This is a genomic window from Acinetobacter sp. YH1901134 (genome assembly GCF_013416965.1).
GTDB classification, from domain to species: Bacteria; Pseudomonadota; Gammaproteobacteria; order Pseudomonadales; family Moraxellaceae; genus Acinetobacter; species Acinetobacter amyesii.
Map to the genome: position 1 here is coordinate 71,886 of NZ_VPEW01000009.1, position 13,070 is coordinate 84,955.

Genomic DNA, 13,070 nt, shown 5'->3' on the forward strand with positions numbered 1-13,070 from the left:
GCCACTACTCAACTAAATTAAACTCCAAAGGAGTGTCACCTTTATCTGTTTCCACAACGACTTTATAATTACTAGCGCCTTGTAAAGAAACATTCCCGATGTCGTATTGGTTTTTACCTAATGCCAATAAATATTTCATATCGGAAGATTCAGCGACTGTTTTCTTGCTTTTATCGATGACATAAAGTTTTTGGATTTGAATGTGTGATTTTGCTAAATTTTCAACCTGAATAATGGTGCGACCATTCATTTTTTTGGCAATAAATTTTAAATAAGCGGGTTCTTGTTTGCCGACAAAAAATGGCACATTAATACTTAATAACAGTGCAATTTTCGATTCAGAGTTCGTCACTTGAGGTAGCTCAGTATAAATAATACGCCATGCTTCTTCTTGTTGTAGATTCATACTCTCTACAGATTGAGTAAAACCCACACGAACCATTTGTTTTGAGTTTGGTTTTAGAATGAAATTTTTCGGATTGATAATAATATTGGATTCAGGTGAAAGAATATCTTCACCTGCAGCATTTTGAGTCCATTTAAATGCTTTAGCTTCAAAAATACGTGGTGTCTCATCATCCCCTTTCGATTCCAAAGTAAATGTCGCACTGCGCTGTTTAGATTTATCGGTTAAATATAACTGCACAGGGCTAATTGAAATACCTGCAAATATTTGAGCACTCAATAAGCAAGTCATTAAACTAAATGAAACGACTTTAAATAAACTTTTCATATACTCACCCCAGTACATTTAAATATTATTATCAATTCAAAATAAAAAGAAGTTGACCCTAACTATGTAGAATCAACTCCCTAAATTTGGATTAGTAAGCTACTTTGATATATAAAGTATCTTTGTATGTACCAGCACGTTGAGTCGCTGAAATTGCAGTTTTTGGAGCAACAGATACTGTGAAGTTATCAACACTCATACCAGCTACAGGTGTAGAGCCGATTGGATAATTCACACCACCTTTTGTAGTCGTGATTTTTGTAGCTACTTTATCAGTAGTCGTTTCATGTTTTACAAAAGTATCTGCACTTGTGCCTGCATTCATTGTAGATAAATTCAGTGTATATGGAGTGTTTGTTGTAACTTGAAAGCTACTAGCACCTGTATAACTGTCTTCAACGAGTTTGATGTCTTTACCTACCAAAAGCTCACATGCTTTCAGAATCTGTAACTCGATGTCGATTTCGCCTTCACACGGCGCACCGCCACATTGTTTAGATTCTTTTTTACCACCAGCGATTGCAGATGTTGCTGGAAGTGCTACGAACAATGTTGCAGATAGTACTGCGGTTAAAATTTTAGATGTAGACATTTCACTTCTCCATTCTCATATGAGATTTATTAGTATGTGCATCAAAGGATATTTATTAAGAAAAACTAATTAATCTTACTTTCCCTAGGTGCTGATTCATTCTTAATCATGTTGAGAAAAAAAGAACCTAATATGGAAATTTCACACGAATATTCATGTAATATTATTTTTTACAAATATTTAAATTATGTGTTTGTAATATATTAAATATTTTTAATTTTTATGTTTTTATTTAATTTTCCTCTTTATCCCAAATTTTGGGGATTTTTTTCATATCCCTATTTTTTGGCATATTATATCTTATTGTTTTTATTAAATTTATTAACATTAAAAATAATATAGGCTGTTACATATTTCACCAAATATTTGTGAAATAGTTCAAAATAATTCTCAAACAAACCAATACTATGTGAATATTCAACCATATTGATAGTAAAGAACGATTAAATTCAAATTTTAAATAGAATCTTAAATATATAATCACCAATTTCAGGTATGTCTTTTGAAACAAAATACAAGAATTACGTCACCAAATAATGAACCTATGTATTAAATTGCAGGTTTTGAAATACATCTTAGTTGCCAATGTTAAGGTTTTGTAAATCATATTTTCTTTCTTGAAATTTCAGTTTTTGTTTTCAAATTTTTAGAATCTCATTTATTACGTGAATTATCACATATATAGAAATTTCCCCCCTCTCTTTCAACACTCATTTTACTTTGCTTTTTTATTCAAAATACGGACTACCTCTTTTTAAACTGCCTGAATTCTTCTTTAGAAAATTCTATAAATAAAAAAAGCCCCAAGTTATGGGGCTTTTTAAAAAATTTAATTTACTCACTGACTGGATAAAGCAATCCTTGATCGACTCGAAAGATTTGACCTGATCCAAAGTCGATCTGCTGCAACTCTCCTTTTAATTTTGGAAATCCAGCAATTTTCTCCAATTGCGGTGAACGTTGAAAATTCTTCGTTTTAGGATTGTACATCCAATAAATAAATCGCTTATCTTCTATTTTTCGACCATCAGAAGTGTCTGAGAGTACAACATCATAGTATCCATCAAAGTTTACATCTAAGAATCCCATACTATTCCCAAAAGCATTAAAGCCTTGTAATGACTGTAGTACCTCGCCATTTGACTTATTAATTACATCTACGCGCTTTAGAGACTTGCCATAGGGCTGATCTGCGGATTGCACTCCATAGAACTTAAACAACAGGATAGGTTTATCTACTGCTTTAAATGCAGGTTCAAACTGTAGATAACTTGTAGATGGTGATGCCGTTTTTTCCATCAGTTCAGCTTTAAACGAGCCTGTATTGGCATTCAAGGTTCCTACCAATCGATAAGCTGTTGCAGCACTTTGTTCAGTCCCAACATTGACTGAATTCAAGTCAATAAAATCAGCTTTTTGAGTCCCTTTAAAGTTAATTTGTTTTGGTTCTTGTAGATCAGTTAAAGTCCCATGCGGATTCCATATACCAGCATATAGATCTAAGAAATAGCGTCCTTCAGTCGAGCGAAGCATCCGCTGCATGGATATCCGAACATCAGGTAAAGGCTTTAACTCAGGCAGTGTTATATCTGCCTCTTGTGCAAAACTCACCACTGGTAGACAAAGAGCGAGTAAAAGAGAGATTTTTGATATTTTCATTGCAATTACACACTCCATACAGCATGAATAATGCCTACTCTATCACAACCTAAATTCAACACAGATGACACAAATATAGGAGTTTTGAAACCACCTACAACTCAAATCATCAGATTAAATTGGAGTCGCTTTGAAAGCCCAAGTTTCCAAATCTAATGAAATACATTTCAAACCAATATTAAATTGAATACATAGATCTTTCAGCAATTCAAACTGATCTACCTTATGATCAATTACTAGCTTCACAAGCTCTTGCTTTCTTCTAAGATCAATATATGCATTTTTCCCAACATATACTTCAACAAAGGCTTCTTCAGGCAATTTTAACGTATAAATTGGACGCGTTTGCAATTGGACTCTTTGCCAAAGTTGGTCATTGATATATGCATGTGTTTTTGTAGAAAAGTGATACCCGAATTGAGCATCACTAATATTTTTTACAATACGTACTTCCTCTTCGTATGCCCATTCCTGCATTTTATAAAAAAAACCATACTTTATTAAAACTTCTTCATTATCCCAATTTAAAATATTTGAATTTCCTACCGACATTAATTTTTCAACACTTGCCACATTGGCCTGCTTCGGCGCTGTTTTTAAATATCCCAACTCCCCTTTTGTTGAAGGAATAATAAATTGATCACCATCTTCAAAACCTGCTTTGCATGTGTCAATTCCGATCACAACACCTTTGTAACTATCCCCATAATGTGACCACATGAGTGGATTTAAAGCGGTTCTAGTCAAACTTTAAATCACATACTTTCTAGAAAACTGATTACGGAATGCCTCTATTGCTAAGGATGTCGGTATATCCAAATCATAAAAACCAAAACCAGTGCATTCAAATGGGTCGTTAAAATCTTCTAAATGTGAAAAACCTAGAGATTTTGTTTTTAAAATCGATAAAGCAGCTTCAAAACTCACATATTTATATAAAATCATTATTCTAACCCACGCTAATATTGGGTTCCTTGTAGCATAAAACTCAAAAGATAATTAAATAAATTCTTTTCTTTGCTTACGATTTTGTTCGCTTGGATCCAAAGTATGAACGAGTACAAAACATTGTTTTGTACGAAGTACAACGAGGCAGCACACTGTTTTGAGTGACGCGTAAGGAATGAGAGCACTACTTTTCTATTTTTAAGGCAAGTAACTTTAGATATTAAAAAACCCACTCAAAATGAGTGGGTCTTCGTATTCAAATCAATTGATTCAAGAAATTAGTTTTTCTCTTTATCAACGATTTTGTTCGCTTGGATCCAAGGCATCATCGCACGTAACTTGTTACCAGTTACTTCGATACCATGCGCCGCGTTTTGACGACGACGAGCAGTCATAGAAGGATAGTTCAACGCACCTTCTTGGATGAACATCTTCGCGTATTCACCAGATTGAATACGTTTAAGCGCATTACGCATAGCTTCACGAGACTGTTCGTTGATTACTTCAACACCAGTTACGTATTCGCCATATTCAGCATTGTTTGATACTGAATAGTTCATGTCCGCGATACCGCCTTCGAACATTAAGTCAACGATCAATTTAAGTTCGTGTAAACATTCGAAGTAAGCCATTTCTGGTGCATAACCAGCTTCAACAAGAGTTTCGAAGCCCATTTTAACCAATTCAACAGCACCACCACAAAGAACTGCTTGCTCACCGAAAAGGTCAGTTTCAGTTTCTTCACGGAATGAAGTTTCGATAATACCAGTACGGCCACCACCAACACCTGAAGCGTAAGAAAGCGCAACGTTACGTGCATTACCAGAAGCATCTTGGTGAACAGCGATAAGATCAGGTACACCTGAACCACGTTGGAATTCTGAACGTACAGTATGACCAGGCGCTTTTGGAGCAACCATGATTACGTCAAGGTCAGCACGTGGAACAACTTGGTTATAAAGAACAGAGAAACCATGAGCAAATGCTAGCGTTGCACCTTGCTTGATGTTTGGCTCAATTACGTCACGGTATAGTTGTGATTGGAACTCATCTGGAGTCAAAATCATAACTAAGTCAGCTTGAGCTACAGCAGCAGGAACTTCTGAAACTTTAAGACCAGCATTTTCAGCTTTTTTCCAAGAAGTAGAACCAGCACGTAGACCTACAGTTACATCAACGCCTGAATCCTTAAGGTTAAGCGCATGAGCATGGCCTTGTGAACCATAACCAATGATTGCTACTTTTTTGCCTTGGATGATAGATAAGTCTGTGTCTTTATCGTAAAAAATTTGCATTGCTGTCTCCGCTAAAATGCTTTTGTTTCCTTTAACTTGATAACGTGATTCTGTTTGATTATTCACGTTTCAAGTACCTCACCCATAGGAGTGAGGTGAAAATATAAAATTAGATAGTTAAAACTTTTTCGCCACGTGCGATACCTGAAACACCTGAACGTACAACTTCTAGAATTGTATTTTCAGCTAAGGCATCAATAAAACCATCTATCTTTTCAGTTGTACCTGCGATTTGAATGGTATATGTCGTTGGTGTTACGTCTACGATTTGTCCACGGAAAATATCCGCAGTACGTTTAATTTCTGCGCGCGCTGAACCAAGTGCTTTGACTTTAATTAACATCAATTCACGTTCAATATGAGCACCTTCAGACAAATCAACAACTTTAACAACTTCGACAAGCTTGTTGAGTTGTTTGGTGATTTGTTCAATTTTATGCTCATCGCCATACGTGGTTAAAGTCAAACGCGAAAGCGTCGGATCTTCTGTTGGCGCTACGTTTAATGTCTCAATGTTATAACCACGCTGAGAGAATAAACCTACCAAACGTGAAAGCGCACCTGCTTCGTTTTCTACAAGTACAGAGATAATATGTCTCATTGTGTGCGCTCTCCTTTGCCTAACCACATATCTTTCATTGACTGGCCAGCAACCAACATTGGATATACATGCTCTGAACGGTCAACCATTACGTTAATAAACACGCACTTGTCATTGATCGCCATCGCTTCAGCAAGCTTCGACTCGAGTTCATCTGCATGGTCAATTTGAATACCTACATGACCATACGCCTCCATTAATTTAGGGAAGTCTGGAAGTGACTCAACATACGAGCTTGAGTGACGACCTTCGTAGTTCATGTCTTGCCATTGCTTAACCATACCTAATGCACGGTTATTCAAGCATAGAATTTTTACATTCAAGCCATATTGCTTACATGTAGATAGTTCTTGGATACACATCTGAATCGATGCTTCGCCAGTAATACACACTACTTGTTGATCTGGGAAGGCAAGTTTAGCTGCCATAGCATATGGCAAACCTACACCCATGGTTCCTAGACCACCTGAGTTGATCCATTGACGTGGACGTGTGTATTTGTAGTAAAGCGCACCAAACATTTGGTGTTGACCAACGTCTGAAGTAATGATGGCTTGACTATTGGTAATTTTATCCAATGCTTCAACAACTTGCTGTGGCTTCATCGAACCATCAGTTGGTTTGTCATAGTTCAAACCATGAACTTGGCGCCATTCATTGATTTGTTTCCACCAAGCACCGATATCTTCAGGATTTGGTTTAGACACATTCAATTGTTTTAATTGCGCCAACATTTCAGTCAATACAGGCTCTACTGCACCCACGATTGGGATGTGCGCCATAATTGTTTTTGAAATCGTTGCTGGGTCAATATCAATATGAATGACTTTTGCATTTGGACAGAATTTCGCTGGATTATTGGTTACACGGTCATCGAAGCGCGCGCCTACACACAGAATCACATCTGCATTGTGCATGGTCATATTGGCTTCGTAAGTACCATGCATACCCAACATACCGATGAACTGTTCATCATTGCCTGGATACGCACCAAGACCCATTAAGGTACTGGTTACTGGATAACCCAATAAATGTGCAAGTTCTGTCAACTGTGCAGAAGCGTTGCCTTGAACCACACCACCGCCTGAATAAATAATTGGGCGTTTAGCATGAATCAATTCATCAATTGCTTTACGAATTTGACCTGAGTGACCACGATGCGGCGGTTGATACGAACGCATTTTCACTTTTTCAGGATATTCGTAAGCAAATTTCTCTGCTGGATTCGTCGCATCCTTTGGAATATCAACAACAACAGGACCCGGACGGCCACTTGAAGCGATATAAAATGCCTTCTTAATAATCGAAGGGATTTCGCTTGCATGACGTACTTGGAAGCTGTGTTTTACGATTGGGCGCGAAATACCGACCATATCCGTTTCTTGGAACGCATCCTCACCGATAAGATGGCTTGCAACCTGACCTGACAAAATCACCATTGGGATTGAGTCCATATAGGCAGTTGCAATTGGAGTTACGGTATTTGTTGCACCAGGACCAGATGTCACCAATACGACACCTGTTTTACCTGTGACACGTGAGTAAGCATCAGCCATATGACCAGCAGCTTGCTCGTGGCGCACTAGGTAATGATTGATTTTTTCTTGTTGAAATAGCGCGTCATAAATATGGAGTACTGCGCCGCCTGGGTATCCAAAAACATGTTCAACGCCTTCGTCCGCTAAAGCGCGAACAAGCATTTCACCACCAGATAAAAGTTCCAACGTGATTCACCCTAATCTTTTTTCACGCACAAATGGAGGGCATTTGTCGTGGTTAATTCATTAACTGTGTGCTCTGTTATAGCACACAAATTTCATAGTTTTCATAGCAATAAGAAAAAAATCTGACCTGCTTGCTGTTTGAGCAATATGGGGTCTAAAACATGTTGGGATAAACATATTTTGTTGGCTTTGTTCAACCTCTCGGCTAGAGAAGAAGTCCATTGCTAAAATGCACTCATTCGAAGGGTGATCGATCTAAGGCATATAAAACTAAAGACAGCATTTTTGTAGTTTCAACCATTAAAGTCAAGTTTAAAAATGGGCTTTTTTCTGATTACTTACAGACCGTTTGTTTTTTAAGCACACTCCCGTTCTTTGCATTCTTTGTAGTTTGTTTATTTATAACCAGTTAGCATGTATTTAATAAAATACTTTTATAAATATAATAAATAAATTAAATGAATTGCTGTGGGTTTTTAATTCAATTGCCTCACTTTCAACTTAAGGCATGGATTAAATGATAAAAACACAATATTTTGATTGCTTATTAATTCCACAATTCATCATTCACAAAGTTATTCATTCCACACGATGCCCCTTTTATCCTTTGTGCTAAAAAATGCATAGATTCTGCTGTCAAAAAAGCGCAAAATTTTCAGCATAATTTTGCATGATCACTATAACTTTGGGACTGAATTTATGATGAAGACGACGATTGCTCGCACTGCCTGTATTTTATCTAGCATGGCGTTTTGCCTGACCAGTTTGGAGCTTTCAGCGAAAGAATATTACAAATGGGTAGATGCAAAAGGTTCAACGCATTACACCACCACGCCACCGCCCAAAAATGCGCAGCGTAAAGGTAAAGTAAATACCTATGGCGCAACAACGACTACGCAATCAACTCCAGCAAAAAACCAAGAAGAGGTTTCACGTGAAGCCGAACAGTCGAATGAACAAAATGAGCAACTAGCGGAACAACAACGCGAAGCCAATGCAGCGCTCCGCCAAGGTCAAGCCGTAGCCTCCGCACCACAATAATTTACGCCAAAGCCTTCAATTTTGACTTAAATTATTTACATCTAGGCAGCATCGCAAAATTCACTCTAGGCGTATTTTGCGCTATGCTGTAGCACAAACTTTTTAACCGTTATTTCTATTTACGTTTATGACTACTCACATTGACCCTGAATATCAAGCCAGTGCGATTGAACCTACAGTCCAACAAGACTGGGAAAATCGCAAAGCCTTCAAAGTTGCCGACCAAGTAGAAGGACCACGTCGTTATATCCTCTCTATGTTCCCTTATCCAAGTGGCAAACTGCATATGGGTCATGTGCGTAACTATACAATTGGTGACGTGATCAGCCGTTTCCACCGCTTACAAGGTGAAACTGTGCTACAACCCATGGGTTGGGATGCTTTCGGTCTACCTGCTGAAAATGCTGCAATTGCCCATCAAGTCGCTCCTGCAAAATGGACTTTTGAAAACATTGATTACATGCGTAATCAGCTTAAAAAGTTAGGTCTTTCTGTAGATTGGGATCGTGAATTTGCAACTTGCACACCTGAATACTACCGCTGGGAACAATGGTTATTCGTACAGCTTTATAAAAAAGGTTTAATTTACCGTAAGCTTTCAACAGTGAACTGGGACCCTGTAGACCAAACTGTTTTAGCAAACGAACAAGTTGAAAATGGTCGTGGCTGGCGTTCTGGTGCATTGGTCGAAAAACGTGATATTCCAATGTACTACTTCCGCATCACTGACTATGCGCAAGAATTACTTGACGATTTAGAAACATTAAAAGACGGCTGGCCACAGCAAGTTTTAACCATGCAACGTAACTGGATTGGTCGCTCACAGGGTATGGAAATTACCTTCCCTTCAGCGAATCCAGACGTTTATGCAGATGGTTTAACTGTATTTACCACTCGTGCTGACACACTCATGGGTGTGACTTATGTTGCGGTTGCAGCAGAACATCCGATGGCACTTAAAGCTGCGGAAAGCAATCCTGAGCTTGCTGCATTTATTGAAGAATGCCGTATGGGTTCTGTTGCAGAAGCTGATCTTGCGACTGCTGAAAAGAAAGGCATGGCAACTGGTCTTTCTGTGAAGCACCCAGTTACAGGTGAAGAAGTTCCTGTTTGGATCGCAAACTACGTCTTGATGTCTTACGGTTCAGGTGCGGTGATGGCAGTGCCTTCACACGATGAACGTGACTTCGAATTTGCCAACAAATATGGCTTAACCATCAAGCAAGTGATTGATGCCAAAGGTGCAGACGATGCAGACTTTGACGCAACCACTTGGCAAGAATGGTACGGTTCTAAAGAAGGCAAACTGGTGAATTCAGGCGAATTTGACAGTTTAGATTTCCAAGGCGCATTCGATGCATTCCTTGCAAAACTTGAGCCTCAAAAGCTTGCAAATGTAAAAGTTCAATTCCGTTTACGTGACTGGGGTGTTTCTCGTCAGCGTTATTGGGGTTGTCCAATTCCTATGATCAACTGTGAAAAATGTGGTCAGGTTCCAGTACCTGAAGAACAGCTTCCAGTTGTATTGCCAACGGACGTGGTTCCAGACGGTTCAGGCAATCCACTCAACAAAATGCCTGAGTTCTATGAAACCACTTGCCCATGCTGTGGTGGCGATGCTCGTCGTGAAACAGATACGCTAGATACCTTTGTAGAATCGTCTTGGTACTATGCGCGTTACGCATCTCCAGACTTTACGGATGGCATGGTGAAACCTGAAGCGGGTCAAACTTGGCTTCCTGTGAACCAATACATCGGTGGTGTTGAACATGCGATTCTGCACTTACTCTATGCACGCTTCTTCCACAAATTGATGCGTGATGAAGGTGTGGTACAAGGTAACGAGCCATTCACCAACTTGCTTACTCAAGGTATGGTGCTTGCGGATACCTACTACCGTGAAGCTGATTCAGGTAAGAAGACTTGGTTTAACCCTGCTGACATCGAACTTGAAAAAGACGAAAAAGGTCGTATCACTTCTGCTAAATATAAAGAAGATGGTCAGGACGTTATCGTTGGTGGTCAAGAGAAAATGTCGAAATCGAAAAATAACGGTATCGACCCGCAAGCGATTATTGATCAATACGGCGCAGATACTGCGCGTGTGTTCATGATGTTTGCTGCGCCACCAGATCAATCACTAGAATGGTCTGACGCAGGTGTTGAAGGTGCAAACCGTTTCTTAAAACGTGTATGGCGCCTAGCATCTGGTTTCCTTGAACAAGGGAACTCTGCTGCAAACATCGAGAAAGCGACACTATCTACCGCTGCACAAGACTTGCGTCGTAAAACACACGAAACCATTCAAAAAGTGGGTGATGACATTGCACGTCGTCACGCCTTCAACACCGCGATTGCTGCGATGATGGAACTTTTGAATGCAAACAATAAGTTTGAAGCCAAAGATGACAATGACGTTGCCGTTGCACGTGAATCAATCATTACCCTTCTAACTTTACTTGCTCCGTTTGCACCACATTTAAGCCAAACCTTATTGGCTGAGTTTGGTATCGAATTAACATCAGCACGCTTCCCTGCGGTAGATGAATCTGCGCTGACTCGCAATACACAAACGATTGTAGTGCAAGTGAACGGTAAACTTCGTGGCAAATTAGAAGTGTCTGTCGATGCCTCTAAAGATGACATTTTGGCACAAGCAAAAGCATTACCTGAAGTTCAGCAATTCTTGACTGGTCCAACCAAGAAAGAAATTGTGGTGCCGAATAAATTAGTGAACTTGGTGGTTTAAATTCCTTATATTTCCTTCTCCCTTTGGGAGAAGGTTGGGATGAGGGTAATTAACCTCTCCCTAACCCTCTCCTATGAGGAGAGGGAATATAAGGATTTCACAATTCCCAAACAAAGCCCGTTGCGAGTCAACGGGCTTTGACTTTACAATCCACACAGGATTTCAACATTATCCCTTCGGGAAACAGAGGACACTTTATGCACTTGGTTCAACGTGTTGCTGCAATTGTATTAACTATGGGCCTGAGCGCAGGCATGGTCGGTTGTGGTTTTCATTTAAAAGGCACCAACCCTGCTGCTGTACCTGTAGCCTATTCCAATATGCGATTGGCACTTCCTGAAGATACGGATGACTTACATGAAAAGTTAGCGATTTATTTAGGTTCTGCAGGCGTGCAATTGAGCAATAATCAAAATGCCTATGTCTTACATGTGTTGGATTACACTCCGCGACGTTTAGAACTCAATGGTAAATTGGTTGAAACTTTACTGCGCCTGAATGTGACGTTCCAAATTGAAGATGCTCAAGGTAACCCTGTGACAGAACCACGTACATTGATGGCAACACGTAGCTACCAATACGACGTAGCAACCGTGAACACTGATGACCAAGAAGAAAAATATTTAAAACAAGTGATTATTGATGACATTGCACAACAGATCGTGCGCCAAATTTCATCAAACCGCTTACCAAAAGCGAACCCACTAACTGCACCGACCAAAGCTGAGTAATTTTGATTTATGAAACTTGACTATCTTCAGGCATTAAAACGTGTAGATGAAGCGCAAGGTGCCTGGGTGCTGCATGGTCAAGAGCCATTACTTGAACAAAATCTCCTCGATGCATTTCGTAAGAGTTGGAATGCTCGAGAAATCGAGCGTCAACGGTATGATATTAGCTCTACTGCTGATTGGAAAAATGTCTTTAATGCTTTAAATAGCTTGTCATTATTTTCCAGTCAACTGGCAATTGAGGCACATGGCAGCATTAAACCCGATGCCAATGGACTAAAACTGTTAAAAAGCTATTTGCAGCAAAATGAAAGTAACTTGCTGCTCGTGGTCATGCCGAAGCAAGACAGTGCGAGTTTAAAGACCAGTTTTTTCCAAACCATTGATGCCAATGGAGTCAATGTTGCACTGACTGCAAACTACCCTAAAGATCGTCAGCAAATTTTGGCCGTTGAAGCGCAAAAGCTTGGCATTCAGCTCGCCAATGATGCTTGGCAATGGCTAGAACAGCATCATGAGCACAATTTACTGGCGGCAAAAAATAGTTTAATGCGTGTCGCAGATACTTTTCCTGAAGCAGAGATGATTCAGATTGATCATCTGTACTCTTGCTTACAAGATCAGTCACGCTACACCACTTACGATTTAAATGATGCAATGCTGCAAGGCAATTTGGCACAGTCGATAAAAATCTTTCAATACTTAATCGCTTCAGGCGAGCCGATGTCGCTGATTTTATGGAGTATCAGTAAGGAAATGCGTTTGCTGATGCAACTGTTTGAGCAGCCACAAAATGCCTTGCAAATCGGTATTTGGAAAACCAAAGTCGGGCTGTATCAACAAGCGTTACGCCGTTTAAATGCGAACGATTTTTTGACTTGGCCTGCCCTATTACTTCGTTTAGACGCGTCAATAAAAGGTTTAGGTCATGAAAATCCTGAGCACTTGGTACAACAAGCTATTGCCAGCTTGTGTGGGCGCAGACTCTTCTAGTCTA

Annotated in this window: 12 protein-coding genes; 4 read left to right on the forward strand and 8 right to left on the reverse strand. The window is 39.5% G+C overall.

The genetic code is table 11. The features are described from left to right. Positions 1 to 4 precede the first annotated feature (4 nt). The 8 genes from FTV50_RS10845 to FTV50_RS10880 form a co-directional block, all read right to left on the reverse strand. Positions 5 to 733: a molecular chaperone gene (locus tag FTV50_RS10845; RefSeq protein WP_180024408.1), complete on the reverse strand. Its 729-nt coding sequence runs from the start codon at positions 731 to 733 to the stop codon at positions 5 to 7. A 91-nt stretch (positions 734 to 824) separates the two neighbouring features. Next, entirely contained in the window at positions 825 to 1,325 is a 501-nt protein-coding gene (locus FTV50_RS10850; RefSeq protein ID WP_078192670.1) for a hypothetical protein, read from the reverse strand. 834 nt (positions 1,326 to 2,159) lie between these two features. Continuing rightward, a complete protein-coding gene (locus FTV50_RS10855) occupies positions 2,160 to 2,984 on the reverse strand; it encodes a hypothetical protein (protein WP_257223906.1) in 825 nt (274 codons plus the stop codon). Positions 2,985 to 3,098: 114 nt separating this feature from the next. Further along, positions 3,099 to 3,731 (reverse strand): DUF2971 domain-containing protein, encoded by a 633-nt coding sequence (locus FTV50_RS10860; RefSeq protein ID WP_180024410.1) that lies wholly within the window; start codon positions 3,729 to 3,731, stop codon positions 3,099 to 3,101. Between the two features lie 3 nt (positions 3,732 to 3,734). After that, the gene (locus tag FTV50_RS10865; protein WP_180024411.1) at positions 3,735 to 3,929 is read right to left on the reverse strand and encodes a hypothetical protein; all 195 of its coding nucleotides are present in this window, start codon (positions 3,927 to 3,929) and stop codon (positions 3,735 to 3,737) included. A gap of 281 nt (positions 3,930 to 4,210) precedes the next feature. Next, the gene (gene ilvC / locus FTV50_RS10870) at positions 4,211 to 5,227 is read right to left on the reverse strand and encodes a ketol-acid reductoisomerase (RefSeq protein WP_078192867.1); all 1,017 of its coding nucleotides are present in this window, start codon (positions 5,225 to 5,227) and stop codon (positions 4,211 to 4,213) included. A 109-nt stretch (positions 5,228 to 5,336) separates the two neighbouring features. Next, positions 5,337 to 5,828 (reverse strand): acetolactate synthase small subunit, encoded by a 492-nt coding sequence (ilvN, locus tag FTV50_RS10875; RefSeq protein ID WP_078189625.1) that lies wholly within the window; start codon positions 5,826 to 5,828, stop codon positions 5,337 to 5,339. Further along, positions 5,825 to 7,552, reverse strand: coding sequence for an acetolactate synthase 3 large subunit (locus FTV50_RS10880; RefSeq protein ID WP_078192673.1), 1,728 nt, complete (start codon positions 7,550 to 7,552; stop codon positions 5,825 to 5,827). Before FTV50_RS10880 ends, ilvN begins: the two co-directional genes overlap by 4 nt. Before the next feature lie 699 nt (positions 7,553 to 8,251). On the opposite strand from FTV50_RS10880, the gene FTV50_RS10885 reads away from it, so the two are divergent. The 4 genes from FTV50_RS10885 to holA all read left to right on the forward strand — a co-directional run bounded on the left by FTV50_RS10885 (position 8,252) and on the right by holA (position 13,066). Next, positions 8,252 to 8,593 carry a DUF4124 domain-containing protein gene (locus FTV50_RS10885; protein WP_257223907.1) on the forward strand — a complete coding sequence of 114 codons (342 nt, stop codon included), beginning with the start codon at positions 8,252 to 8,254 and terminating at the stop codon, positions 8,591 to 8,593. Between the two features lie 127 nt (positions 8,594 to 8,720). Next, positions 8,721 to 11,342, forward strand: coding sequence for a leucine--tRNA ligase (gene leuS, locus FTV50_RS10890; RefSeq protein ID WP_180024412.1), 2,622 nt, complete (start codon positions 8,721 to 8,723; stop codon positions 11,340 to 11,342). 197 nt (positions 11,343 to 11,539) lie between these two features. Continuing rightward, a complete protein-coding gene (lptE, locus tag FTV50_RS10895; RefSeq protein WP_078192675.1) occupies positions 11,540 to 12,073 on the forward strand; it encodes an LPS assembly lipoprotein LptE in 534 nt (177 codons plus the stop codon). Positions 12,074 to 12,082: 9 nt separating this feature from the next. After that, positions 12,083 to 13,066 (forward strand): DNA polymerase III subunit delta, encoded by a 984-nt coding sequence (gene holA / locus FTV50_RS10900; protein WP_180024413.1) that lies wholly within the window; start codon positions 12,083 to 12,085, stop codon positions 13,064 to 13,066. Positions 13,067 to 13,070: the final 4 nt, after the last annotated feature.